Origin of the sequence: Streptomyces hawaiiensis (genome assembly GCF_004803895.1) — a bacterium.
Lineage (GTDB): Bacteria > Actinomycetota > Actinomycetes > Streptomycetales > Streptomycetaceae > Streptomyces > Streptomyces hawaiiensis.
This window is the reverse complement of record NZ_CP021978.1, coordinates 1,117,445-1,142,739: the sequence shown is the minus strand read 5'-3', so window position 1 is coordinate 1,142,739 and position 25,295 is coordinate 1,117,445. Positions and strand designations below refer to the sequence as shown.

Here is a 25,295-nt window from a genome sequence, read left to right as displayed (position 1 = left end):
GTGGACGCCGTTCCGGCACGCCCCGCCCGCATCCAGGACGTCGCCGCGGCCGCCGGTGTCTCGGTGTCCACGGTGTCGAACGTGCTCAACCGGCCCGAACGGGTCACCGCCCAGACCGCCGAGCGTGTCCGCGTCGCCGTCGCCGCGCTCGACTACGTCCCCCACCCGGGAGCCGCGGGTCTGCGCACCGGTCACTCCTCCGCGATCGGGCTGGTACTGCCCGACGTCACCAACTCCTTCTACGCCCGCATCGCGCGAGGCGCCGCCGACGCGGCCTACGACCACGGCTACTCCCTCGTCCTGTGCCACAGCGGGGACGCCCCCGAACGGGAGCAGGGTTACTTCAGCATGCTCGTCGAGCAGCGGGCGGTCGGAGTCGTCGTCGTGCCGCTCAGCGCCGACCCGGGCCGGCTGGCCCGGCTGCGCGAGCGGGGCATCCCGCTCGTCCTGGCCGACCGCGCGATGTCCGACCGGGAGGGCTGCTCGGCCTCCGTCGACGACATCGCCGGCGGCCGCATCGCCGTACAGCACCTCCTCGACAGCGGGGCCCGCGATATCCTCGTCGTCAACGGCGAGCGCGGCATACGCCAGTGCGCCGACCGCTACCAGGGCGCCCGGCAGGCCGTGCGCAGCCGCCGCGAGGCCCGGCTCGACCAGGTCGTCGCCGAGCGGATGACCGTCGTGTACGGCACGGAGATCGCCCGCGGGCTGAAGGACCTGCCCGACGGGGTGTTCTGCACCAACGACTTCCTCGCCGCCGGCCTCTGCCGGGGCCTGACCGAACGCGGCGTGCGCATCCCCGAGGACGTACAGGTCGTCGGCTACGGCGACCTCGACGTCGCGACCTTCGGGGCGACGACCCTGACGACGGTGCGGCAGCCCGTCGAGGACCTCGGCCGGGCGGCCGTGGAGATGCTGCTCGACGAGATCGAGGCCCGCGCGGACCACCTCCACGAAACCCGCGTCTTCGCCCCCGGCCTGGTTCTGCGCGACTCCACCCGACCGCCCTCGAAGGACTAACCCTCCGTCGGGATCCGCAGCGTCACCGGCCCCCACAGCCCCGACGGCAGCTGGGACGGGAACGCCCAGGCGGTGGGCGTGGCCTCCGCGAGGTACGGCGCCAGAGTCCCCCGGACCGTCACCTCCAGCCGGACGGTCCGCCCCGCGGTAGCGCGCAGCGGGAAGCGGTACGGCGCGCAGAACGCCTCACCGGCGAACTCCCCGTCGACCGACACCTCCACGCTGCCCCGGACCCGCCCCAGATCCAGCACGGGATCGGGCCCGGGCGGCACCTCCACCGCCCGCGCATACGTCACGCCCCCGCTCCAACCGCCCAGCCCCTGCTCGCGCCAGTCGCCCAGGGCCAGCGGCGCCGGCACGGTCCGCACCAAAACCGGCCCGCGCCAGGCGGAGCCGCCCCGCAGGACGGCCGTGGGCTCGGTGACCACCTCGACCGGGGCAGGCACCGACAGCGGCTCATGGAGCGTCAGACGGTCACCCTCCAAAGCCAGTTCCTCCCCGTCCCCGACCCGCACCCGTGCCGGCAGCGCCAACGGCAGCTCCAGCGACACCGTTCCCGGCGGAACGACGAACCGGAAACGCTGCGGCGACGCCTGGACGTCATCGGTGGAGCGCGACGGCCATACGGCACCGCCGAGCACCGGAGGGCCGCCCAGCCACGCGGTGTCCGGCAGCGGGTGCGGCCGTACGGCGGCGTGGCAGTGCCGCAACTCGCCCCGCCTGCGCGCGTCCTCGACGGTCAGGCCCCGCCACGCGCCCGTCTCGGCCTCCCAGCCGGCGCCGCTGACCAGGGCCGTCACCTCGGACCCCGAACGCGCCACCAGGTCGACGAACACAGCGTCCCGGACATCGGCGCTGTCGGCCACGACCTCCAGCGTGTGCTCACCCGCCCCGAGCTCCGGCTCGTGACGGAAGAACATCGGCACCGCGCCCCAGTCCGCCTCGTAGTACTCCACCTTCTCCTGCCGCGCCACCACGTCCCCGTCGAGCAGCACCGTCACCGCCGAGGCGGCTCCCACGACGAGCACCGCCCGCGCATCGCCGGCCGGGGCCCGGAGCCGTGCGCGGTAGGCGACCCGGCCGTCGGGCCGGACCCCGTCGGGCGGGCGCATGAACCGCGGGCGCGGCCCCAGCCCGCCCGGCTCGGAGAGGCAGAAGAAACTCCCGAGCGGCGTGCCGGCGGCGGCCGAGATCGTTGAGGGCCGGTCCTGGGCGTCCGACAGCTCGTACTCGAGCACGTTGCGGTCGCGGACCACCGTGACCGGGGCGGAAGCCAGGTAGCCGCCGCACGGGCCCAGCGGTTCCCCGTTCCACCACACCCGCTTGACCGACTCCGCGCCGACGTGCAGCTCGGCGGGCCCCCGACGGCCGGTCTCCACGATCGCCCGGACCCGGGCGGCCGTTGAGCCGACCGGCACGGGGACGCGTACGAACTCCTCGTTCACCAGCCCCTTGGTGCCCAGCAGCCCGCCCTGGCCGGGGATGCCACGGCTCGACGAGTAGACCCCGCTCTCCCAGCCCGAGTCCGGCGGTACGAGGGGAAGTTCACCGGACAGGACCCGCTCGGCGCACGCCGCGTCCAGCGGCTCGGGGGCCCGGTCGAGCGGCACCGGGGGCAGGATCCGGACCCGGTTGCCGTAGGTGACCCGGGTCCGTTGCCACACCGCCCCCTCGGTCCACTCCATGGCCCAGATCTGCGGCTCCTGCACGGACGCTCCCGGGGGCAGCGCCAGATCGCCCCAGGTGTTGTCCATCGTGGGGACCAGCCGGCCGTGCCAGCCGGCCGAGACGTCGAGCAGCCGGACAGACGTGCCGCCCGCGGAGGGCGTCGGCGCGGGACGGCCCTCACGCCAGACGACCAGGGCCGCCGGGGCGCCGTCCAGCGGCACCTCGATGGTCGAGAGGGCACCGTCGCCGGCGACCGTGACGCGGGCCGGGCTGCGGGAGCCGGTCGCCGGGTTCCAGACCTCGGCCTCCGCGACGCCCGCCCGGACCGTGACGGACGAGGCGCGGACGGGCCCGGGCGCGGAGCCGGGTCGCAGCGGATGCGCGCCGATCTCCGGGAAGGCGGCCGTGACCAGTGCCACTGCCTCGTTCCCCCTCCGCCGGACGAGCAACGGTACCTCGCCCGTCGCGTGCCCGGCCGCGTCGGCCACCGCCTCGGCGGCGGCCTGGGGGTCGCACACCCGCTCCAGCCGGGGATGGGCGAGCAGGGCCGCCACGACCGCGTCGTCACCGGACCGGCCCGCCGCCGACCCGGGCGGACGGCCCACGACCACCACCCGCCCTCCCGCGTCGAGCAGTTCGGCCAGCCGGCGCGCCGTCCCCTCCTCCAGCACGCCCGCCGAGGGCAACAGCACCGCGCGGTACGCCAGGTCCCTGATCCGCAGGGCGCCGTCGGCGGCCTCGGCGCGCTGTACCGAGTCGTCGTCGACGACGTCGAAGGAGATCCCGCGCCGGTCCAGGGCACCGGCGTGCGGGCCGAGCCAGTTGTTCGTGCCGCACAGGTCCAGGTAGTGACGCTGTGTCTCGTCGGCCCGGGCGTGGCCGTCGCCCAGCCGGCCGTCGCCGAAGTGCCGGACCGGCGCGTCCAGCGGGACGAGCGCCTGCATCGTGGCGGTGGGGTGCAGCACCGCCACCTCGGCCGCGTAACCGCCCCACGACATGATCGAGCAGATCCGCGCCACGGCCCGGGAGAACGCCGGGTACTGCTTCCAGTAGGGCTGGCGCCAGTCGGTGGACGGCGGTGCCCACTCGAACCAGCCGCCCGCTGTGCCGAAGTAAGTGGCGTGCGGGTTGTAGAGGTTGGCGCCGCTGCGCAGGAACGGCAGCAGCCAGGCGTAGGTGTCCTCCAGGGTGCCGCCCCAGCCGGAGGAGTGGAACGCCTCGATCCAGACACGCTCGTGGCCGTAGAGGTGGGCCATGGAGGAGTGCACCTTGGCGTCGCCGTGGTGGTCGCTGCCGGCGGCGCCGTACCAGCGGTGGGTGCGGAAGTAGTCGGTGTAGATCTGTGTGGACTGGGCCGGGTAGCCGGCGCGGGCGGGGTGGCTCTGGTCGCTGCCCAGCAGCAGACCGCGCTCGCGGTGCCAGGCGGCGAGCGGCCGGAACAGGGCCTCCTCGGTCAGCTCCGCGCGGACCCCGTAGTAGTCGGCGCGGATCTTCCCCTCCGGCACGCCCGCGTCCGTGCCGAACAGGGCCGGCAGGTGGTCGAGCAGGTCATAGCCGCGTCGGGCGCGGAACTCGTCGGCGAACCGGTGGCTCCAGGCGTTGGTGCCGGGCAGTTCGTCCTGGAAGCTGCCCGCGATGACGGTGCCCAGGTACTGCGGTACGCGGCGGTCGTACGCGTGGTGGACCGTGTCCATCAGCAGGCCCACGGCGTGCGGGTCCAGGTAGTCGAACGCGGTGGGGACGGTGGTGACGAGCCGCACCTCGGTTCCGTCGGGGGCGGCGATGTGCCCGCTCGAGGCGAGGTCGAGCCGCCGGCCCTGCCGGGAGTACGCGGCCAGCGGCGTCCCGGCTTCCGTCAGGGCGACGGCGCCCCGCCGGACGCGCACGTCACGGCAGCGCAGCGCGAGTCCGGCCGCCTCCGGGTGACGCCGTGTCACACCGCCCTGCACATTGGCCCCGGAGAACCCGATCTGGTCGTAGAACCACAGCCGTGTGCCCAGTTCCGCCGCGATCTCGCAGGCGTCGGTGAAGCGCGCCCACCACTCCTCGCCGAACCACGCCGGATCGTCGGCCCGGGCCCCGAACGCCGGGCCGGCCGGGGCCAGATTGATGACGACGAGGTTGTGGACCCCGCCCTTCGCGAACGCCCGTAACTGCCAGGCGAGTCGCTCACGGGTGACCTTCGCACCCGACCACCACCACAGGGGAGTGGGGCCGAAGTCGCGGGGCGGGTCGTCGAACAGTCGCCGGAGCTCTGGGGAGATCACGGACACGGTCCTTCCCCTAAAACGTTTTTAGGCCCTCTTCACCGTAGGCGAGCTGGAGCGGCCACGCCACATCTCCCCCCGGAGCCGGGGGGCCGACGTCACGTCACCCATACGCGCGCGACACCTTGTTGCAACGTTTTTCTCGCCCTATATTCGCTGCGACCAGGCCCCCGGAACCGCGATGTCACCAGACGACGGAGTCGCATCATGGCCGGTACCCGCCCCATCCCCACACCGCTCTGGAAAGCCGCCGCCCTGTCGGGCATGGCCTCCTATCTCGACGCCGGGCTGATCGTGAGCATCTCCGTCAACCTGGCCATCTACCGCGACAGTTACGACATGGGCGTGTGGATGGCCGGAGCGATCAGCGCGATCGTCACCGGCTGCATCGCCGTGGGATCCCTCGTCGGCGGACGGCTCGCCGACCTCTTCGGCCGCCGCCGCGTCTACAACTGGGACATCTTCTGCTTCGCGATCGGCGCACTCGTCATCACGCTCGCGCCGGACGACATCACCCTGCTGATCGGCGTCCTGATCGCCGGGCTCGCGGCCGGCGCCGACCTGCCGACGTCCCTCGCCGTGGTCTCGGACGCGGCGCCCCCCTGGGCCCGGGGCAGATTGGTGGCGTTCACACAGGTCATGTGGATGCTGGGCATCGCCGTCGCCATCTTCCTCGGCTTCGTCCTGTCCACCACGGGCATGACCGGGGCCCGGCTGATCACCGGGCAACTGGCCGTCGCGGCACTCGTCACCTGGGCCCTCCGGTCCCGGCTGAAACTGTCCGAGCCGCCGCGGACGGATACCGCAACCGCCCCGGAAGCGATCTCCCTGAACAGCGTATGGACGCGAGCGGCCCTGCTGCCGATGGCCGCGACGTTCGTCTTCTACGTGACCTGGGGCCTCGGGGCCAACACCTTCGGTCAGTTCGGCACCTATCTGCTCGTCACCGTCAGCGACGCCTCGCAGAGCCTGGCCACCGGGATCAACCTGGCCTTCATCCCGATCGGGGTGCTGCTGACGTTCGCCTTCGTGCGGGTCGCCGACAGCCCCTGGCGGGACCGGCTGTTCCACGTGGCCGCGGTGGTGCAGATCCTCGCCTTCGTCATCGCGTCCCTGACCGCGGGCGCACTCGCCGGCATGCTCGTCTTCTTCGTGCTCTACCAGCTCTCCAACCCCTTCGCCGGAGAGGCCAACTACAAGGTGTGGTCGCAGCTCACGCTGCCCGCGGACACCCGCGGCACCACCCAGGGTCTCACCTACGCCCTGTCCCGGGGCGTCTTCGCGGTCGCCGCGTTCTTCACCCCGGCCCTCGCCGACCACAGCCCGTCCGTCCTGCTCTGGACGATCACCGCCTGCATGACGGCGGCGGCGTTCGCGGGCGTGTTCATCATCCGCGTCCTGGTCCCGCGTGCCGCGAGCGCCGTGCGGGACGGAGCGGATGCGCACCTGCGCGTCCCCAGCACCTCGCCCGCCGGCCCTTCCGACAAGGAGCACTGACCATGGCAACGACCGCGGACCGCGCGGCCGGACGGACCGCCGCCCTGCACGACCTGCTCCCGCCGGTCACCCGGCGCCGCACCCGGATCGGACTGGTCGCCGGCGGACTCGGCACGTACTGGCCGCAGTTCCCCGGCCTCCTCCCGCGGCTGGAGGAGTCGGCCGCCCATGTCGCCGCGCGTCTGCGGGAGATGGACGCGGAGGTGACCGACGCCGGGTTCGTCTCCGACGCCCGGGAGGGCGCCCGCGCCGCCGAGGAGCTGCGGCGGGCCGACTGCGATCTGATCGTGCTGTTCCTGACGACGTACCTCACCTCGTCGATGGTGCTGCCGATCGCGCAGCGCTCGCACACGCCGGTCCTGGTCATCGACCTCCAGCCGTCCGAGAAGATGGACCACGCCTCCTTCGACACCGGGGCCTGGCTGGCCTACTGCGGGCAGTGCCCCGTCCCCGAGGTGGGCAACGTCTTCCGGCGCGCAGGCATCCCCTTCCGGTCGGTGTCGGGCTGGCTGCGCCAGGAGTCCGCCTGGCGGCGCATCGAGCAGTGGATCCGGGCCGCGCACATCCGCGCCGCGCTCCGGCACGCCCGGCACGGCCTCATGGGGCACGTGTATCCCGGCATGCTCGATGTGCAGACCGATCCGACGCTGCTGGCCACGACGTTCGGCTCGCATGTGGAGGTCCTGGAGTTCGACGACCTGCGGCACCGAGTGGAGCGGGTGACCGAGGCGGAGACCCGGGAGCGGATGGCCCTGGCCCGGCAGATCTTCACCCTCGACGAGAGCGTGGTGGAGGAGGACTTCGCCTGGGGCGCGACGGTGTCCGTCGCCCTGGACCGGCTGGTCGCCGACTTCGGACTCGACAGCCTCGCCTACTACCACCGCGGCCTCGACGGTGAACTGCACGAGCGGCTCGGCGCCGGCATGATCCTCGGCGCCTCCCTGCTGACCGCCCGGGGCGTGCCCGCGGCCGGCGAGTACGAACTGCGCACGTCCGTCGCCCAGCTCGCGACCCAGAGCGCCGGCGCCGCAGGCTCCTTCACCGAGATCCAGGCCCTCAACTTCGAGGACGGCGTGGTGGAGATGGGCCACGACGGCCCCGCCCACCTCGCCGTCGGCGCCCGCGATCCGCTGTTGCGCGGCCTCGGCGTCTACCACGGCAAACGCGGCTGGGGCGTCAGCGTGGAGTTCGACGTCCGGCAGGGGCCCGTCACCCTGCTCGGCCTCGGCCAGGACGCCGACGGCGGCCTGTCCTTCGTCACCTCCGAGGGCACCGTCGTACCCGGACCGCTGCTGGAGATCGGCAACACCACCAGCCGCGTCGACTTCGGCCGCGACCCCGGTGAGTGGGTCGACGCCTGGAGCGCCACGGGTGTCGGCCACCACTGGTCCCTCGCGGTCGGTCACCACGGCGCCGACTTCCGGGCGGCGGCGAGCCTCCTGGGCATCGAGCACCGGCAGGTCTGACGGGGGCGCCTCGTCGAGGATGGGTGTCGCACCCGCCCGGATGTGGGTGCCGGCACCGATGGTCACGGGTCCGGGGCCCGTGTGAGGCTTGCGGCACCGCCCGGGCCGCCGCGCCTATCGTCATGGCCGCGGCCCCGGGACGCGCACCGACCGCACGGCCCCTGCCGCGCTGCCGAGAGGCGCACGACGCTGCCGTCAAGCCCCTTGAAGGAGGAGCCCCTATCCATCCCCGATCGGTGAAACGATCCGCCTGCGCGTCCACGAAGGTGGTGATCCGTGGGACACGCTGACAGCCTTCTCGCCATGGGCGGAGCCTTCCTGGCCGCCGCCTTCCTCGCCCGCCTCGGCGGCAGGATCGGACTCCCGACGATCCCGCTGTTCATGCTCGCGGGCATCCTGCTCGGCCCCCACACCCCGGGCCTCGTCATCGTCCAGGACGCACACGACTTCGAGATGCTCTCCGCGCTCGGGCTCGTGCTGCTGCTGTTCTACCTGGGCCTGGAGTTCCATCTCGACGACCTCAAGAGCGGTGGCCGGCGCCTGCTGACGGCGGGCGGGATCTACCTGCTGCTCAACGTCGGCGCGGGGCTGGGATTCGGCTTCGCCCTGGGCTGGGGCGTCCGGGAGGCGCTGGTCCTCGCCGGTGTCCTCGGGATCTCCTCGTCCGCCATCGTCACCAAGATCCTCATCGACCTGGGCCGCATCGGCCGCCCGGAGACCCGCCTCATCCTGGGCGTCATCGTGGTCGAGGACATCTTCCTCGCCCTGTACCTGGCCGCCCTCCAGCCGGTCATCAGCGGCGCCCAGGGCGTCGGCGACATGGTCCTGCAGGGCGCCAAGGCCTTCGGCTTCCTGCTGCTGCTGGCCGCCGCGGCCCGCTACGGCACGAAACTCGTCGGGCGGCTCATCGCGACCCGCGACAACGAACTGCTCGTCATCAGCTTCCTCGGCGCGGCCGTCCTGGTGGCGGGAGTCGCCGAGGTCCTCGGAGTCGCCGACGCCATCGGCGCGTTCATGGTCGGCCTGATCCTGGCGGGCACCCCCTCCGGCCCGCGCATACGGGAACTGGTGCATCCGCTGCGCGACGCCTTCGCGGCCATCTTCTTCTTCGCCTTCGGACTCTCCATCGACCCCGGCGACGTCGTCTCCGTCGCCGGACCGGTCGCCGCGGCGGCCGCACTGACCCTCGTCATGAACGTCCTCGCGGGTCTCCTCGTCGCCCGTGTGTACCGCTACGGCATCGAGACCGCCGCCGAGATCGCCACGACCCTCGTGGCCCGCGGGGAGTTCGCGCTGATCCTGGCCGCCATGGCCGCCGGCGCCGGACTCGACGCCCGGCTCGCCCCGTTCATCGCCGGGTACGTCCTCGTCCTCGCGGTCCTCGGCCCCATCGCCGCCGGACACGCCCCCCTGCTCGCCCGCGCGCTCCGGGCGGGGCAGGACCTCCTGCCCCGCCCCACGGCCCCGGCGTACGACAACGAGCCCGAGGGCGCCGGCTCGCCCTCCGCTCCCCGGCACGCCGAGGCCGAGCGCTAGCGGGCGGGCCGGTCGCGGACGCGCTCAGGGCTCGATCAGGCCGACACGGATGGCGTAGCGGGTCAGTTCCAGACGGTCCTTCAGGCCGAGCTTCTGGAGCAGCTTGGCGCGGGGCCGCCCCATCGTCCTGGGGCTGATGACCAGCAGGCCGGCGATCTGCTGCGCGGTGTGGCCATCGGCGACGAGCTTGAGGATCTCCTCCTCGCGGCCGGTGATGGCCCGGGAGGACGGTGCGTGGCCCTCACGGACACGGCCGAGGTGGTCGCGGATCAGCGCGTCGACGGCCCCGGGACACAGGAACGGCTCGCTCCGCATGGTGGCCCGGCACGGCCGTGATCAGCTCGGCGACCTCGGGCTGCCCACCGACCGCCGGACGCGGCAGGCCGATCGTCGCCATGGCCCGTCTCGCCCCCTGGAGCGGGGCGGGACCGGCCCGCGGCAGCAGGGCGTGCGCGGCGAGTCCCGCCGTGAGCACCGCGGCCTCGGTGAGCAGAACCGGCGTGGACACGGTCACCGGGCCCGGCAGCAGTGCCGTGGCCGCGATGAGCACGAGGGCGTTCAGCTGGAAGATCCGCCAGAACAAGGGCACCGCGTACCGCCTCCTGGAGACCGTCCTCACCGAGCGTGTGCGCTGCCCGGCCGCGTCGCCATCCGTGACAGCATCCACCCTCGGACCGAACACCCGTCTGTCGGCCGGGCGTTCATGGGGGGCGGCCACCGGGAAGGATGGGGGTGGGGCCTGATGGTGGAAGCCGCCGGAGGAGGGAGAAGCTGAAGCCCTGGTGAGACAGCCGCGGCCGGCCGCACCGCCGCATCGGCGGCCTGTCTCCCTCCGTACCGCCGCAGGGCCCGACACCCCAGGACTTGTCATGGCCTCGGCCGTGCCCTGCCTCGAAGCGCTCGGGTTCCGGGAAGGAGAAGCCGTGCCCCAGTCCGAAGACCACCGTCTGGTCGATCTCGAAGCACGACTCGAGCGGGAGGACCCCCGGTTCACCCGGGCCATGAGGTCCGGCCGCCCCGTCCGGCCCCGGGAGTACCGGCGTACCGGTGCCTGGTGGGGGCTGGCACTCGGCGTCGCCGTGCTGGGCTGCGGCATCGCCCTGTCCCAGGGGCTGCTCATCGCGGGCGGGCTGGTCCTCGTCGGCATGGCGGCCCAGCTGGCCGATCCGGACCCGGCCCGCATGACGCACCGAGGGTTCGGGCGCCGCTGACGGGGAGCGACCTCGGGGTCCCCGCGGCGACGGCCGGACATCCGGGGCGTGCCGCCGTCAGAGTGCCCTCGTAACCCGTGTGAACGCCCCTGGATGGTGGGACGGCCCGGCGTGACTGACGGTGGTTCACGTCGAGACCGGGTCTCGTGAGCTGGCGAGGGGTCAGCTGCCCGGCTCGCGACGGAAGGACTCACCGATGCGCTCTGCCCGCATGCTGCTCGCGACGGCCACTGCCACGGCCGCCCTCGCGATCGCCGCGCCCGCCGCCTACGCCGAGACGATGGGCGACCGGGACCACGACACCACTTCCTACAGCAAGGAGCACCACAAGGACGGCAAGCACGACAAGCCGCGCGGCGGCGTACACACGGGTGGCGGAGCGCTGGCCGCCGCGGTGACCGCGGACGACGACTGGGACAGCTCCGAGCACGACGAGGACGGCTACGCCGGCAAGCGCGACGAAGAGGGCAAGCACGAGGAGCACGGCAAGGACAACGGGCACGGGAAGGATGCCTGGGAGGGCAAGCACGACAAGCACCACAAGGACGGCAAGCACCACAAGCCGCACGGCGGGATGCACACGGGTGGCGGAGCGCTGGCCGCGGTGACCGCGGACGACGACTGGGACAACCCCAAGCACGACCCGGACACGTACAAGGACGGCGAGCGCGGCGAGGACGACTGGGGCGGCGAGCAGGAAGAGGACGGCTACGGCGACAAGCGCGACGAAGAGGGCAAGCACGAGGAGCACGGCAAGCACGACGAGCACGAGAAGGGCTCCTGGGAGGGCAAGCACGACAAGCACGACAAGCCGCGCGGCGGCATGCACACCGGTGGCGGCGGGCTGGCCTCCGCGCCGGGCGTGACCGCCGGCGGGCTGGCGGCGCTGGCCGTGGCCGGCACCGGCCTGTACGCGCTGCGACGCCAGAAGGCCTCGCAGGGCGCCGCATGACCGAGTCCTGACCGCACAGCCGCCGTGGCCGCCGCACGTGCCCCTCGCGTCGCGGCGGCCCGGCTCGTCGTCCCGCGCCCCGCCGCCGTGCCCGAATGAGGTGGTCCTTGATGGCAGCCGTTCCCCCCGCTCTTCCCGACCCCCGCCCCGAACCGTCGAAGCGGCGGCTGCGCACCCTCGTGACGGTGCTCTGGGTGGTGGCCGCCCTCGTCCTGACGGTGAGCCTGGTCGGCGGCCGCGACGGGTCGTCCGACGCCGCCGGCCCGCCGCACGCGCCGCCGGCCGTGGCCGCCACCTCGGCCGTCCCCGACCTGCCCGACACGCCGTCCACATCCGCCGCGCCGCACCGGTCCGCCGCCTCCGGGGCAGGCCCGCATCTGCCGCGGTCCCGGCCGGTGCGCCTGCTCATCCCCAAGATCTCGGTCGACGCGCCCTTCACCGACCTCGCCATCGGCCGTTCCGGGCAACTGGAGCCCCCGCCGCCGAACGACACCAACCTCGTCGGCTGGTACGCCAAGGGCCACACACCGGGAGAGGCCGGTACCGCGATCATCGCCGGGCACGTGGACACCGTGACCTCCCCGGCCGTCTTCGCCGGGCTCGGCGAGCTGAAGAAGGGCGACCGGTTCCAGGTGGCGCGGGCCGACGGCGGCAAGGCGACCTTCGTCGTCGACGCCACGGAGTCCTTCGCGAAGGACTCCTTCCCCAGCGACCGCGTGTACGGCGACACACCGGACGCCCAGGTCCGGCTCATCACCTGCGCGGGTTCCTACGACCGGCAGGCCCGCGACTACACCGAGAACCTGGTCGTCTTCGCCCACCTCGTCTGACTTCCGGTGCCCCGGCCTGACTTGGTGTTTTAGAGTGGCAGCCACCAGTTGAGCCGACTGTGGGACCTGTGAGGTATTCGCGAACCATGACGACCGAAACGTTTGAGTTCCAGGTAGAGGCACGTCAGCTGCTCCAGCTGATGATCCACTCGGTCTACTCGAACAAGGATGTCTTCCTGCGGGAGCTCGTCTCCAACGCTTCCGACGCGCTCGACAAGTTGCGTCTGGAGAAGCTGCGCGACGACTCGCTCGACGCCGACGTGTCGGACCTGCACATCGAGCTCGACATCGACAAGGAGGCCCGCACCCTCACGGTGCGCGACAACGGCATCGGCATGTCGTACGACGAGGTCGGGCAGCTCATCGGCACCATCGCCAACTCGGGTACGGCCGCGTTCCTGGAGGAACTGCGGGAGGCCAAGGACGCGGCCGGGGCGGACGGACTCATCGGGCAGTTCGGTGTCGGCTTCTACTCCGGCTTCATGGCGGCGGACGAGGTGACGCTGGTGACCCGGCGCGCCGGCGAGAGCCAGGGGACGCGCTGGACGTCGCGCGGCGAGGCCACGTACACCCTGGAGAGGGTCGACGACGCGCCGCAGGGCACGTCCGTCACGCTCCACCTCAAGCCCGCCGACCCCGAGAACCAGCTGCACGACTACACCTCCGAGTGGACGATCCGGGAGATCGTCAAGCGCTACTCGGACTTCATCACCTGGCCGATCCGGATGGTTCCGGAGGCGGGCGACGGGGAGGGCGCGCCCGAGCCCGAGACGCTGAACTCCATGAAGGCCCTGTGGGCGCGCTCGCGCGACGAGGTGTCCGACGACGAGTACCACGAGCTGTACAAGCACATCAGCCACGACTGGCGCGAGCCCCTGGAGACGATCCGGCTCCAGGCCGAGGGCACCTTCGAGTACCAGGCCCTGCTCTTCGTCCCCTCGCACGCCCCGCACGACCTGTTCACGCGGGACTTCAAGCGCGGCGTCCAGCTGTATGTGAAGCGCGTCTTCATCATGGACGACTGCGAGGCGCTGCTGCCGCCCTACCTCCGCTTCGTCAAGGGCGTCGTCGACGCGCAGGACCTCTCGCTCAACGTCTCCCGCGAGATCCTCCAGCAGGACCGGCACATCCGGATGATGCAGCGCCGGCTGACCAAGAAGGTGCTGTCCACGGTCAAGGAGGTCATGACCAAGGACGCCGAGCGCTACGGCACGTTCTGGCGTGAGTTCGGCACCGCCCTGAAGGAGGGCCTGGTCACCGACTCCGAGAACCGCGACGCCATCCTCGCCGTCTCCTCGTTCGCGACCACGCACTCCGACGAGGAGCCGACCACGCTCGCGCAGTACGTGGAGCGGATGAAGGACGGCCAGGACGACATCTGGTTCATCACCGGCGAGTCCCGGCAGAGCATCGAGAACTCCCCGCACATGGAGGCGTTCCGGGACAAGGGCATCGAGGTCCTGCTGCTCACCGACGCCGTCGACGAGGTCTGGGTCGACGCCGTCGGCGAGTACGAGGGCAAGAAGCTGCGGTCCGTCGCCAAGGGCGAGATCGACCTCGACGGCGAGGGCGGGGAGAAGGCCGGCGAGGAGCGGGAGAAGCAGGCCGAGGAGTACGCCGGGCTGCTCGGCTGGATGCGGGAGCAGCTCGACGAGGACATCAAGGAGGTCCGCCTCTCCACACGGCTCACGGTCTCCCCGGCCTGCATCGTCTCGGACGCGCACGACCTGACCCCGGCCCTGGAGAACATGTACCGGGCGATGGGCCAGGAGGTGCCGCGCACCAAGCGGATCCTGGAGCTCAACCCCGGCCACGCGCTGGTGAAGGGCCTGCACCAGGCGTACCAGGCGAGCGAGGACCGTACCGAGCTCGCCGAGTCCGCCGAGTTGCTCCACACCCTGGCGGTGCTCGCCGAGGGCGGCCAGCCCAAGGACCCGGCGCGCTTCGTCAGGCTCGTGGCCGACCGCCTGGAGCGCACGCTGTAGTCACGGGGACGGATCAGGGGTGGTCCGGGGCGCCCGCCGCCCGGGCGCCGGGCGGGACCGTGCCGGTGCCCGGCGGGACGATCTCGCCCTGGACCACCCGTGGCGCGGGGGCCGTCCCGGCCTCCTCGTCCTTCGCCGCGCGGGCCTCGGCCTTGAGGATGCGGGCCGCCTTGCCGGCCGAGCGGGTCAGCTCGGGGAGCTTCTTCACTCCGATGACGGCTATGACGACGACGAGAATGATCGCGAGCTCGCTCAGTCCGAACATGGTGTCCTGTCCTCTCTCGCCCGGGCCGGGCACGGCGCGAGCGTACCGGGCGGGGAGCACGGCGTGATCGCCGTCTCGGGACGCGGCACTAGGTGCCTGCGCAGGTGCGGCAGCATTCCGCGGTCGAGCAGCTCCTGCCGCCAGACCAGTCGGGCGTGCTCCACCTGGCCGGCGGCCGGGGGCGCGCCGCGTCGGCGCAGGGCCGTGTGCAGCAGGGCGGCCAGGGTGACGAGGCCGGTCACGGCCGCCACGAGCGCCAGGGTCCAGCCGGCCGCGACCAGCGATCCGGGCAACGGGCCGAGGGCGTCGGCGACGTGCAGCAGACCGCCGATCAGGAGCAGCGCCGCGGCGGACGTGCCCGCCACGAGCGGTGTGAGCACCGCGAGGGCCGTGAGCAGATTGCCGGCGCCGAGCGGACCCCGGGCCTCGCGCCGGGCGGCCCTGCGCACGGCGAGGTAGGAGCGGTACGGCTCGTCGGCCGCCGCCGCGATGTCGTCGGCGTGGGCGAGCGCGTGGGCGCGCAGGTGCGCTGCCGCCCGGCCGGTCGGGTCGGCGCCCAGGGCGCCACGGATGTCCGCGGTGCCCAGCGCGTGACGCAGGACGGCGTCGAAGTCCGCGCGGTCGTCCGGGCGGAGGCGGGACAGGTCGGCCACAGGGTCTCCCGGTCGGTTGCTGATGCGGCCGCCGGGCCCGGCCGCACGCGGGCGGGTCCGGCGGCGCGGTCGGTCCGTGTCAGACGTTGACGCCGAAGTCGGAGGCGATCCCGGCCAGGCCCGAGGCGTAGCCCTGGCCGACGGCACGGAACTTCCATTCCGCGCCGTGCCGGTAGAGCTCGCCGAAGACCATCGCGGTCTCGGTGGAGGCGTCCTCGGACAGGTCGTAGCGGGCGATCTCCTGGCCGCCCGCCTGGTTCACGACCCGGATGAAGGCGTTGCTGACCTGGCCGAAGCTCTGGCCCCGGTTCTCGGCGTCGTGGATGGACACCGGGAACACGATCTTGTCGATGCCGGCGGGTACGGCGGCCAGGTTCACCTTGACGGACTCGTCGTCGCCCTCTCCCTCACCGGTGAGGTTGTCGCCGGTGTGCTCGACCGAACCGTCGGGGCTCTTGAGGTTGTTGTAGAAGACGAAGTGCTGGTCCGAGGGGACCTTGCCGGAGGCGTCGAGGAGCAGGGCGGAGGCGTCGAGGTCGTAGTCGGTGCCGGTGGTCGTGCGCACGTCCCAGCCCAGGCCGACCAGGACGGCGGTGAGACCGGGCGCCTCCTTGCTGAGCGAGACGTTGCCTCCCTTGGACAGGGAAACTCCCACGGGGTACTCCTTCTTGAGCGCTTGACGTGTGCGGTGCGGATGCCACTCTGAAATCTACATCAATGTAGAAGTAGGTGGGATCGGGCCGGTGGATCTATACGATGTCCGCAAGGGCAACCCTCAGCGGCGAAAGTGAGGCAGGGCGGTGACGGATCCCGGGCAGCGTCCCCGGCGGGGACAGGGTGAGCTGGAGGCGCTGGTGCTGCTCGCGCTGCGGGAGGCGGACGGCCCGGCCACGGCCGGCTGGGTGCAGGAACGCCTCGGCGGCGACCTGGCGTACACGACGGTGATCACGATCCTGACCCGGCTGCTGGACAAGGGCGCGGTCACCCGGGAGCGGGTCGGCCGGTCCTTCGCCTGGACACCGGCCTCGGACCAGGCGGGCCTGGCCGCGCGCAAGATGCGCAAGGTGCTGGACGCCGAGAGCGACCGCGGGGCCGTGCTGGCCAGCTTCGTCACCGGCCTCGGTCCGGACGAGGAGCGGCTGCTGCGCGACCTGCTGGATCAGGCCCAGAGCGAAGGGGAAGACTGAGGCCTCATGGGGGTGTTCGTCTTTCTGCCGCTGGTCCTGCCGCTCACGGCCTGGCCGGTCGCCCGCCTCGCCGAGCAGCATCTGCATCCGCGCACCGCGACCCGGCTGCTGACGGTGCTGGCCGTGGTGCTGGCGCTGTGCAGCACGGTGTGCCTGGCGCTGGTGATGGTCGTCGGCACCGCCCAGCTGCCCGGCAATCCGCTGCCGGACGGCTGGTCCGACCCCGAGGTGCGGGCGGCGGTGCCGTACGACGAGGTCGTGGGCAAGGCCGCGATCCCCGCGCTGTGCGCGGTGGTGGTCGCCTGCGTGCGGACGGTGCGGCGGCACGGGCGGGTACGCCGTCAGGCGCATCTCGCCCTGGCCGGACTGCGGGGGACGGAGGTGGCGGTGCTGCCCGACGCCGCGCCCTACGCGTACGCGTTGCCGCCCGGGTGGCGCCGCAGTGGTCCTGTGTCGCGTGCCGTCGCGGGGCGTGGCCGTGTCGTGGTGACCACGGCCCTGCTGGACCGGCTCCGGCCGGCCGAGCGGCGGGCTCTGTTCGCCCACGAGCGGGCGCACCTCGCCGCACGTCACGACCGCTTCCTGCTCGCCGTGCGGCTGGCGGCCCTGGCCAACCCGTTCCTGCGGCCGCTGCGTACCGCCGTGGCGTACACGGCCGAGCGGTGGGCGGACGAGGAGGCGGCCCGGGCGATCGGCAGCCGCCGCACGGTGGCGAGGGCGATCGGCACGGCCGCGCTCGTCTCGCGGGGCACCCCACTGCCCACGCTCGCGGGACTCGCCGCTCCCGGACCGGTGCCCCGCCGGGTCGCGGCGCTGCTCGGACCGGCCCCCGCCGTGCACCTTTGGCCGCCGGTGTTCACGGCGGTCGGGCTGGCGGCGTGGGGCGCCGCCGCGGGGACGGCCGTCTCGGCGATGTCGTCCGCGAACTCGGCGGTGACGATGGTCCTCATCCTGCACGCGGCGACGCCTCTTTGAGGGGCCGGGGGCCGCGGCGCCCGGTGTCAGCCCTCGTCTTCCTCGTCGCCCTCGAAGAAGTCACCGACCTCGTCGACGACTTCGCCCGCGACCATGCCGCCGACGACCCCGACGGCGAGTCCGGCCGCACCCGCGGCGACGGCCGTGCCCATGCCCGGGCCCGAGCGGCGGCCGTCATGGTGCTGCCCCTCGTGCCCGTGCCCGCCCGGCCCGAAGGGGATGGGGGAGCCGTGGCCCATGGGCGAGCCGTATCCGGCGGGGGAGCCGTACGACGCCCGGTGCTCGACCAGTTGCCGCATCCAGCCGTCGACGGTCGAGGGCCAGTCCTGCTGCTCCACCCCGTCGTGGGACACGGTGAACCGGGTGAGCGCGTCACCGCCCGACGGCAGGAAGCCACCCCGCTTGTCCGCCTCCAGGACGATCTCCATGCCGCCCGGGTTCGCCAGGAACGTCAACTCGATCTCGTTGACCTGCTGCGCGTACCGCGGTGAGGGGACGAGTTCGATCTCCTGGTAGAAGGGCAGCCGCTGGCCCGTCCCGCCGATGCGGCCGTACTCGAGGTCGGCCGACTTGAAACCGAACCCGAGCCCGCCGAGGGCTTCGAGTACGGACTCCTGCACGGGCAGCGGTGAGACGTTCAGCTGGTCCAGGTCGCCCTTGTCCTTCGCGCCCGCCACCGACAACTCGGTGCGCACCCCGAGAACCACGCCCAGGCTACGGTGTCGACCGTGGGGCCGCCGACACCGAGCGCGCCGAGCAGTCGTTTGAACACCATGGTGGCGTCCACTCCTTCGTGTGCGTGAGCTTACTTCTACAAGTATGTAGAAGCATAGGGGATGCGGACGGAGGGAGACCGCGCCGCGCGTCCTCGCGCGCCGGGACCGGCCGAAAAGGGATCACCTCTCGACGCGACAGTGCCGCAGCCCGCCTCCACGGCGGACTGCGGCACCAGGGCCCGCTGACCTGACGTCACCGAGGTTCGTGCGCAGGACGATGCCTCACTCCTCCGCGACCCCACCCGTCACCGCACGGCTCAGCCCACGACCCGGCCCAGCTCGATCCGGTCGATGTTCGGTGCCCAGGCACCGGCGTTGCCGAACGTCACCTTGTTCGCGCCCTTCGCCAGCTCGACCGGGACGCCGACCGTCCAGTAGTCGTCCCAGCTCCAGGTGTTCTTGAAGGTGACCTTCCGCGCCGCGGCACCCCCGACCTCGATGTCCGCCGTACGGGACATGATGTCCGTGTTGTAGGCGTGGCCGTTGTCCCGGCGGTCGTTGTGGGCGTAGTGGACGACCAGCAGGTAGCGACCGGACCTGGGGGCGTCCACCGTGAACTCGGCTGTGCTGGACGCACTGTTGCCCAGCCAGCCGATGTACGAGCCGGCGGACGCGTGCGGGGAGTCCACGAGCCGCGCGCCACCCGCGAGCGTGGCCGAGGCTCCCTCGTGGGAGAGGGTGCCCGAGGCCGAGCCGTCGCCGGAGACGTCGAGGGAGCGGACGGCGGCGTGGCCCGACGTCATCGCGACCCGGTTGTTGCCCGCGACGAGGTACAGCCGCAGCGGGCGGCCGGGCGCCGCCGTGACCGTCTCGCCGTGCAGCGCGAGCTTCACCGCCGCCGACGTCCGCGGGGTCACCGTGTAGTAGCCGTCGCGCGGGGCGTAGACGTCGAAGACGGCCTTGTCACCCGAGCGCAGCACCAGGGCGCCCGTGCCCACGCCGGCCGAGGACGAGTAGTCGTACGACGGCTTGCCGCTGATGTCCGCCAGGGTGGCCTCGTACGACGCGGATGCCGCGCCGGTGCGGGTGGTCAGGTCGATCCGGTCGAGCGTGACCTCGGCGTCACCCTTGGACAAGACCAACTGGTGTGTTCCTGCCTTCAGTCGGATACCGACGTCCTTCTTGGCGCGGTAGGTCCAGTTCTCGGTGGAGGGGTAGGTGACCGTCACCGGGTCGGCGCCGTCGACGATCAGCTTCTGTGTGGCGGGGCCGCCGGACTGGTTGCCGTAGAGGATCGCCAGGTCGTAGGTGCCGTCCTTCGGCACGTTCACCGTGAAGGCGACCTTGCTGCCGGGCTGGTTGAGGGAGCCGACGTCCTTGGTGCCGGAGGCCGCGTAGCCGTTGGCGTTGCTCACCGTGCCCTGGGTGTAGACCTTGCCGTCGGTCAGGGCCGCGTCCTCCGCCTCGTACGACGCCGACCACGGGACGGAGGGGGCGGCCGGGCTGCCCGAGCCGCCGGGGGTGAGGACGATCCGGTACGCCGACATCTTGTGCAGGCCGCGCAGCGGAACCGTCGCCGAACCGTCCTGCGCGACCTTCACCTTGACGCGTGCCAGGACCCGCGGAGCCGCGTGCTGCCCCTCGTACCCGGACCAGGCGGCCTCGGCGACCGTCGCGGTGACCGTACGGCCGAACACGGAGCGGGGGACGTTCTTCACGACCACGTCCGAGTCGCCGTCCGAGCCTCCGAGCACCACCTGGGCCTGGCGGCGGGAGGTGTCCAGGGAGGCGAGCCCCTGGAGGGTGTCGACGGTGTTCGGCTGCGGCGGCGTCACCTTCACGGTGTTCCCGGTCAGGCCCGCGTACCAGCGGAACAGCCACCAGCCGCCGTTGGGGATGTTGGAGCGCACCACCTGGCCGCTGAGATTGCCGGCGGCGTCCCAGTACGCCATGTTGGCGTACACCTTGTTGCGCTCGAACATCGACACCCACTGCACGAGCTGCCCGGGCACGGACAGGTCGCGGCGGTTGGCGTACTCGTCGATGTTGATCTTCAGCGGGGCGACGCCCGCCGCGCGCTCCAGCTTGCGGTAGTCGTCGTAGTGCGCCTGGAAGTCGCGCAGGGAGCCGGAGCCGAGTTCGTGCCAGGTCATCACCTGGGGCACGACGTTCTCCCGCTTGGCGAAGGCGAGGAAGTCCTTCAACAGGCGTGTGTGGTAAGCGGCTTCGTTGGGGCCGGCGATCCGCGCGTCCGGGTCGATCGCGCGGATCCGCTGGTACACCGTCTTCCAGTCCTTGAAGAAGCGGTCGCGGTTCTTCTCGTACTGGGCCTGGTCGGCGACGTCGAGCTTGTACCAGATCTGGTCGGGCTCGTTGAACGGGATGTAGACGAACCGGTCGCTGTTCGGGTCGGCCGAGACCTCCTTGACGATCTTGTCGACCTTGGGGAGGTAGTCGTCGATGCCGAGGTCCTCGTACGGCCACTTGGCGTAGACGTCCTGCATCATCACGTTGATCTCGCCGCCGCCCGTGCGGAAGAACGACTTGGAGACCGTGAGCGCGTCGCCGTTGGGGTGCTGGGCGCCGCCCTCCGGCTTCTGCGAGATGCTGGTGATCTTCAGGGGCTCCATCACGGCGTCGCTGGGCACACCGTCGTCGCTGAGCCCGTAGAGGGAGCCGTTGGCGCCGAGCATCACCGGGCCCTCGGAGGAGTCGAGGTCGACGGTCAGGCGCTGCGGATCCGCGGCCGCGGCCGCGGATCCAGTCGCGGGGAGGGTTGCTGCCATGACGGCTGCTCCAAGTAGTGCTGTGAACAGGGCGGTTCTGGTACGGGATCTCGTGCGGGTGGGGGTGATCACGCTGCTGGACCTCCGGTTACTTGACGGCTCCACTGGTGATTCCGGACACGATCTTTCGCTGGCCGACGAGGAACACGGCGACCATGGGCAGGCTCATCACCACGACGTACGCGAAGACGAGATGCCAGTTGTTGAGGTAGAGCTGGGCGCTGGCGACCTGGTAGAGGTTGAGCGGCAGGGTCGCCCGGTCTCCGCCGCCGAGGACGAAGAACGCGTAGAAGACGTCGCTCCAGGCGTAGAGCATCACCATGATCGTCGCGGTGGCGATGACCGGCCGGAGCAGGGGCAGGACGATCCGCCAGAAGATCCGTGCCGGCTTCGCCCCGTCCATCCGGGCCGCCTCCTCCAGCTCCAGGGGGATGGCCCGGATGAAGCCGGTCATGAAGAAGATCGACGTCGACAGGTACATGCCGGTGTAGACGGCGATCATGCCGGGCCGGGTGTTGGCCATACCCAGCTGCCGCAGCTCCATCACGATGGTGATGACGGCGGGCGGCAGCAGCAGCCCGCTGATGCACAGCGCGTACGCCGCCGACACCAGCTTCGACTTCCGGCGCGCGAAGACCCAGGCGGCGCCCGCACCCAGGATCAGCACCAGGACCACCGAAGGCACCACGACCAGCAGGGAGTTGAGGAAGCCGTGCAGCATCTCGCCCTGGCTCACGGCATCCGCGTAGTTGGCGGACGGCTGCCAGTGCCGGGGCAGGTCCAGGTTCGGATTGATGGCCTCCGCCTGCGGTTTGGCCGAGGTGACGGCGACCAGCCACAGCGGCACGCCCACGGCCAGCCCGGCCAGCAGCAGGACCAGGGCGGGCCGGCCGTAGCGCCACAGCGGCGTCATAGCATCTGCTCCCTTCGCCGGAGCCCCACGACCAGCGGAATCGCCACGGCGACCACGACCAGGAAGAGGACGAGGCTCATCGCGGAGGCCTGCGCGTACAGGCCTTGTCCGAAGATCCGGAACATGTAGATGTTGAAGACCTCGGTGGAGGCCGCGGGCCCGCCGCCGGTCGTGGCCTGCACGATGTCGAAGGTGTTCATCGAGCCGATCAGCGCCGTGGTGACGTTGAAGGTGACGGCCGGCGCGAGCATCGGCCAGCGCACCGACCAGAACGTCCGCCAGGGCCCGGCGCCGTCGATCCGGGCGGCTTCCAGCATGTCGCCGGGGATGCCCTTCAGGCCCGCCAGATAGATCAGCATGGACAGACCCATCCACTTCCACCCGTGGATGAGGGTGACGATCACCAGCGTCCAGGTCGTCGAGCCCAGCCACGGGATGTCCGTGCCCAGCACGGAGTTGACGGCTCCGTCCTGGTCGAGGAGCGCCTGGAAGACGTACCCGGTCGCCAGTGCCGAGATCAGCACCGGCAGGAAGAAGACGGCACGGAAGAACCGGTTGAAGCGGCTGTCGTCCTCCAGCAGCAGCGCCAGCACGAGCCCGAAACCGTTCTGGAACACCGCCGCCAGCAGCGCGTACACCAGCGTCGTGCGGATCGCGCGCAGCAGCGAACCGTCGTCGGCGATGGTCTTGAAGTTGTCCAGGCCCGTGAAGGCGATGTCCGCGAGGTACGAGGACCAGTTGGTGAACGGGTAGTAGAAGTTGAGCAGGTTGGGCACCAGGAAGAAGCCCGCGAAGACGGCGATCGCGGGGAGCGCGAACCACCAGGGGTGGTGCACGGCGGCGCGTGGAAGCCGTCCCACGCCCTTGCGTGCGGGTGCCGGGGAGGGCGCCTTGCGTGTACGTACGACCGTGTCCGCCATCGTCAGAACCCGGGGGCGCCCTGGGCCTTGGCCACCTGCGCGAACTGGTCCTGGATCGCCTGCGCGACCTGCTGCGGGCTCTTCTTGCCGAAGATCATGTCGGCCAGGTAGAGATGCGTGTCGGGGGCGACGATGGCCTTGGCCTGGAACACGCCGATGGCCTTCGGCAGGGCCGCCACCTGGGTCTTGGACGTCTCGGGCAGTCCGTCGGGGGTGGGCACGGACGGCTGCACCGACGGGATCTTCATCGCCTTGATGTAGTCCGGGTAGTCGGGGCCGAGCCAGAAGGCGAGGAACTGCCGGGCCGCGTTCTGCCGCTTGTCGTCACCGGTCTTGAAGGCGACGACACCGTTGGTCTGGTCGGGGGAGTACAGGCCGGTGGCCGAGGAGTTGGCGACCGGGAACCAGCCGATCTTCTTGTCGATCTCTGCGGTGGAGTACTTGGCCTGCAACTGGCTCTGGAAGGAGGTGACGTTGAGGACCATGCCGGCCTCGCCCTTCCACAGCGCGTCGGCCTGCCCGGTGAACGTGCCCGTCCGGTAGTTCTTCTGGGCGAGCCCGGCGTCGAGCAGCTTCTCCTTGTACTTCTTGATCGCGCCGACCACGACCGGGTCGGTCCACTTCTTCTTGCCGGCGTTGAGATCGGCCCACCACCGCTGGTCGAGGTCGGTGAGCTGGATCTGCATCTGCCACTGGAGCGGCCACTTGTCGCCGCCGGCCTCGTAGAAGCCGGCCGCGTCCGTCTTGTCGGCGACCTTGTGGCCGAGGGCGAGCAGCTCGTCGTAGGACGTGGGGAAGTCCTTCTCGGCGATGCCCGCCTGCTGGAAGACATCCTTGTTGTAGTAGACGCCGAGCATGGCGGGGCTGGTGACGATCGCCGCGTAGCGCTTTCCGTCGATGACGCCGAGGGACCTCTCGGTGCCGCCGAGCTTGGCCTCCCACGGCTCCCCGTCGAGGGTGAGCAGGTTCTGCTTCGGCTGGATGAACGGCAGCGTGGAGATGGACGGCTGCCAGAACATCAGGTCCGGGCGGTCGCCGGAGGCCAGCTTCGTCGGCACGTTCTGCTCGTAGAGGTCCGGGATCGCCTGCGTGTCCACCTCGGCGCCGGTCGCCTTCTCGAAGGCGTCGATGACCTGCTTGGGCGCGGTGACCGTGTTCTGCGCGGTCCACATGGTCAGCTTCACGCCGTCCAGCCGAGCGGTCGGATCGACCGCCGTCTGCTTGGCGTCGCCCGAACCGGTGTCCCCGGCGGTGGGATCACTGCACGCGGTGGCGGCCAGGCCGGTGGCGCATATCAGCGCCAGGGCGGGGAGAACTCTTCTGTTCATCTCGTGCCTTTCCGAGCAGTGGTTCGGATCAAGAAGCGGGACTCGACTGCGGTGCGCTCAAGGGCTGTTCAACCATCGGCGGGAGGTGGCCCCGAGCTCTCCCGCACCACCAGTTCCGGCACGGACACGGGATGCGGGGCGACCGGTGCGGACTCCTCCAGGGCGCCGTGCAGCAGGGCGAACGCGGCCCGGCCGAGGCCGGTGAAGTCCAGGCGTACGGTCGTCAGGGCCGGGGTGAGGAAGGCCGAGTGCGGGGCGTCGTCGAACCCGGCCACGCTGACCTCGCCCGGCACGGACCGGCCGGACTCGTGCAGAGCGCGGAGCACGCCGAGCGCGAGGTCGTCGTTGCCGCACAGGATCGCGGTGACCGACGGGTCCCGCGCCAGCTTCAGCCCGGCCGCGTGACCGCCCGCCGGTCCCCAGCTGCTCTGCGCCGGCGGGGGTTCCGGGGCGCCCGCCTCCGTCAGCGCCTGCCGCCAGCCGCTGGTGCGGGCGCTGGTGCGGCGGGTGCTGGACGGGATGGCGACGTAGTGGACGGTCTCGTGGCCCAGGGACAGCAGATGGCGGGTCGCCTGGTAGGCGGCCTCGCGGTCGTCGGTCCACACCCACGGGCTCTCGCCGCCGGGCGGGCTCGCCGGGGTCTCGACCACGCCCACCACCGGCAGCCCGGTGGGCACGGCCTCCAGCGCCCGTACACCGGCGGGATCGTAGGCGATCACGACGATCCCGCCGCCCGCGTCCGTCGCGCGCTGCACCTCGGCGGCGACGGCCGCGTCCTCGGCGGATTCCAGAACACCGATCCCCACGGCGTAGGACGCGGCGCGGGCGGACTCCTCGATGCCCTGCAGGATCGAGGCGTAGCCGTAGTGGGTCGTGTTCGCGGTGAGCACGGTCACGGTACGGGTGCGCCCGCTGGCCAGGGCGAGGGCCGTGGCGTTGCGCCGGAAGCCCAGATCCTCGATGGCGGCCAGCACCCGCTCCCGGGTGGACGGCCGGACGCTGGGATGGCCGTTGATCACCCGCGAGACCGTCTGGTACGAGACCCCGGCGGCCGTGGCGACGTCCCGGATGCTCGCCGGGCGCCTTGTGTGACCGGTCACATTCATGCGAGGATTGTGAC

The 25,295-nt window shown here is 71.8% G+C and carries 20 protein-coding genes and 3 pseudogenes; 11 read left to right on the top strand and 12 right to left on the bottom strand.

What is annotated here, in order from left to right; all coding sequences use genetic code 11:
- Entirely contained in the window at positions 1–1,020 is a 1,020-nt protein-coding gene (locus tag CEB94_RS05290; protein ID WP_175431047.1) for a LacI family DNA-binding transcriptional regulator, read from the top strand.
- On the opposite strand, the gene CEB94_RS05285 is transcribed toward CEB94_RS05290, so the two are convergent.
- Complete coding sequence (locus tag CEB94_RS05285) at positions 1,017–4,955, bottom strand: glycosyl hydrolase (RefSeq protein WP_175431046.1); 3,939 nt, start codon at positions 4,953–4,955, stop codon at positions 1,017–1,019. The genes CEB94_RS05290 and CEB94_RS05285 overlap by 4 nt on opposite strands.
- Before the next feature lie 207 nt (positions 4,956–5,162).
- Between CEB94_RS05285 and CEB94_RS05280 the strand changes: the two genes are divergently transcribed.
- The 3 genes from CEB94_RS05280 (at position 5,163) to CEB94_RS05270 (ending at position 9,454) form a co-directional block, all read left to right on the top strand.
- Positions 5,163–6,452 carry an MFS transporter gene (locus CEB94_RS05280; RefSeq protein ID WP_175431045.1) on the top strand — a complete coding sequence of 430 codons (1,290 nt, stop codon included), beginning with the start codon at positions 5,163–5,165 and terminating at the stop codon, positions 6,450–6,452.
- 2 nt (positions 6,453–6,454) lie between these two features.
- On the top strand, positions 6,455–7,918 hold the full coding sequence (locus tag CEB94_RS05275; RefSeq protein ID WP_175431044.1) for an L-fucose/L-arabinose isomerase family protein: 1,464 nt from the start codon (positions 6,455–6,457) through the stop codon (positions 7,916–7,918).
- A 276-nt stretch (positions 7,919–8,194) separates the two neighbouring features.
- Entirely contained in the window at positions 8,195–9,454 is a 1,260-nt protein-coding gene (locus tag CEB94_RS05270; RefSeq protein WP_175431043.1) for a cation:proton antiporter, read from the top strand.
- A 24-nt stretch (positions 9,455–9,478) separates the two neighbouring features.
- On the opposite strand, the pseudogene CEB94_RS05265 reads toward CEB94_RS05270, so the two are convergent.
- Both CEB94_RS05265 and CEB94_RS40745 read right to left on the bottom strand, forming a co-directional pair.
- A pseudogene (locus CEB94_RS05265) lies at positions 9,479–9,781 on the bottom strand (LuxR C-terminal-related transcriptional regulator); the annotation flags it as partial.
- A 4-nt stretch (positions 9,782–9,785) separates the two neighbouring features.
- A pseudogene (locus tag CEB94_RS40745) lies at positions 9,786–10,037 on the bottom strand (sensor histidine kinase); the annotation flags it as partial.
- On the opposite strand from CEB94_RS40745, the gene CEB94_RS05260 reads away from it, so the two are divergent.
- From CEB94_RS05260 to htpG, 5 genes are all read left to right on the top strand, one after another.
- Complete coding sequence (locus tag CEB94_RS05260) at positions 9,922–10,197, top strand: hypothetical protein (RefSeq protein ID WP_175431042.1); 276 nt, start codon at positions 9,922–9,924, stop codon at positions 10,195–10,197. The pseudogene CEB94_RS40745 and the gene CEB94_RS05260 overlap by 116 nt on opposite strands.
- A 180-nt stretch (positions 10,198–10,377) precedes the next feature.
- A complete protein-coding gene (locus CEB94_RS05255; protein WP_175431041.1) occupies positions 10,378–10,665 on the top strand; it encodes a DUF3040 domain-containing protein in 288 nt (95 codons plus the stop codon).
- A gap of 196 nt (positions 10,666–10,861) precedes the next feature.
- Complete coding sequence (locus CEB94_RS05250) at positions 10,862–11,617, top strand: hypothetical protein (protein WP_175431040.1); 756 nt, start codon at positions 10,862–10,864, stop codon at positions 11,615–11,617.
- 110 nt (positions 11,618–11,727) lie between these two features.
- Positions 11,728–12,447 (top strand): class F sortase, encoded by a 720-nt coding sequence (locus tag CEB94_RS05245; protein WP_175431039.1) that lies wholly within the window; start codon positions 11,728–11,730, stop codon positions 12,445–12,447.
- Positions 12,448–12,533: 86 nt separating this feature from the next.
- Positions 12,534–14,432 (top strand): molecular chaperone HtpG, encoded by a 1,899-nt coding sequence (htpG, locus tag CEB94_RS05240; protein WP_175431038.1) that lies wholly within the window; start codon positions 12,534–12,536, stop codon positions 14,430–14,432.
- A gap of 13 nt (positions 14,433–14,445) precedes the next feature.
- Here the strand turns inward: htpG and CEB94_RS05235 are convergent, their stop codons facing one another.
- The 3 genes from CEB94_RS05235 to CEB94_RS05225 form a co-directional block, all read right to left on the bottom strand.
- Positions 14,446–14,697: a twin-arginine translocase TatA/TatE family subunit gene (locus CEB94_RS05235; protein ID WP_175431037.1), complete on the bottom strand. Its 252-nt coding sequence runs from the start codon at positions 14,695–14,697 to the stop codon at positions 14,446–14,448.
- Entirely contained in the window at positions 14,685–15,350 is a 666-nt protein-coding gene (locus CEB94_RS05230; RefSeq protein ID WP_175431036.1) for a hypothetical protein, read from the bottom strand. The genes CEB94_RS05235 and CEB94_RS05230 overlap by 13 nt, the downstream gene beginning before the upstream one ends.
- Positions 15,351–15,429: 79 nt before the next feature.
- Positions 15,430–16,005, bottom strand: coding sequence for a TerD family protein (locus tag CEB94_RS05225; RefSeq protein WP_175431035.1), 576 nt, complete (start codon positions 16,003–16,005; stop codon positions 15,430–15,432).
- Positions 16,006–16,150: 145 nt separating this feature from the next.
- Between CEB94_RS05225 and CEB94_RS05220 the strand changes: the two genes are divergently transcribed.
- On the top strand, positions 16,151–16,537 hold the full coding sequence (locus CEB94_RS05220) for a BlaI/MecI/CopY family transcriptional regulator (protein ID WP_175431034.1): 387 nt from the start codon (positions 16,151–16,153) through the stop codon (positions 16,535–16,537).
- Between the two features lie 6 nt (positions 16,538–16,543).
- The gene (locus CEB94_RS05215) at positions 16,544–17,512 is read left to right on the top strand and encodes a M56 family metallopeptidase (protein ID WP_175431033.1); all 969 of its coding nucleotides are present in this window, start codon (positions 16,544–16,546) and stop codon (positions 17,510–17,512) included.
- A gap of 26 nt (positions 17,513–17,538) precedes the next feature.
- Here CEB94_RS05215 and CEB94_RS05210 read toward each other — a convergent pair.
- The 6 genes and pseudogenes from CEB94_RS05210 to CEB94_RS05185 all read right to left on the bottom strand — a co-directional run.
- Positions 17,539–18,225 (bottom strand): annotated as a pseudogene (locus CEB94_RS05210) (sporulation protein); the annotation flags it as partial.
- 320 nt (positions 18,226–18,545) lie between these two features.
- Complete coding sequence (locus tag CEB94_RS05205) at positions 18,546–21,014, bottom strand: CBM35 domain-containing protein (RefSeq protein WP_175431032.1); 2,469 nt, start codon at positions 21,012–21,014, stop codon at positions 18,546–18,548.
- A gap of 88 nt (positions 21,015–21,102) precedes the next feature.
- The gene (locus tag CEB94_RS05200; RefSeq protein ID WP_175431031.1) at positions 21,103–21,927 is read right to left on the bottom strand and encodes a carbohydrate ABC transporter permease; all 825 of its coding nucleotides are present in this window, start codon (positions 21,925–21,927) and stop codon (positions 21,103–21,105) included.
- Positions 21,924–22,847, bottom strand: coding sequence for a carbohydrate ABC transporter permease (locus CEB94_RS05195; RefSeq protein ID WP_175431030.1), 924 nt, complete (start codon positions 22,845–22,847; stop codon positions 21,924–21,926). Before CEB94_RS05195 ends, CEB94_RS05200 begins: the two co-directional genes overlap by 4 nt.
- 2 nt (positions 22,848–22,849) lie before the next feature.
- The gene (locus CEB94_RS05190; protein ID WP_175431029.1) at positions 22,850–24,175 is read right to left on the bottom strand and encodes an ABC transporter substrate-binding protein; all 1,326 of its coding nucleotides are present in this window, start codon (positions 24,173–24,175) and stop codon (positions 22,850–22,852) included.
- 68 nt (positions 24,176–24,243) lie between these two features.
- Positions 24,244–25,281: a LacI family DNA-binding transcriptional regulator gene (locus CEB94_RS05185; protein WP_175431028.1), complete on the bottom strand. Its 1,038-nt coding sequence runs from the start codon at positions 25,279–25,281 to the stop codon at positions 24,244–24,246.
- Positions 25,282–25,295 lie beyond the last annotated feature (14 nt).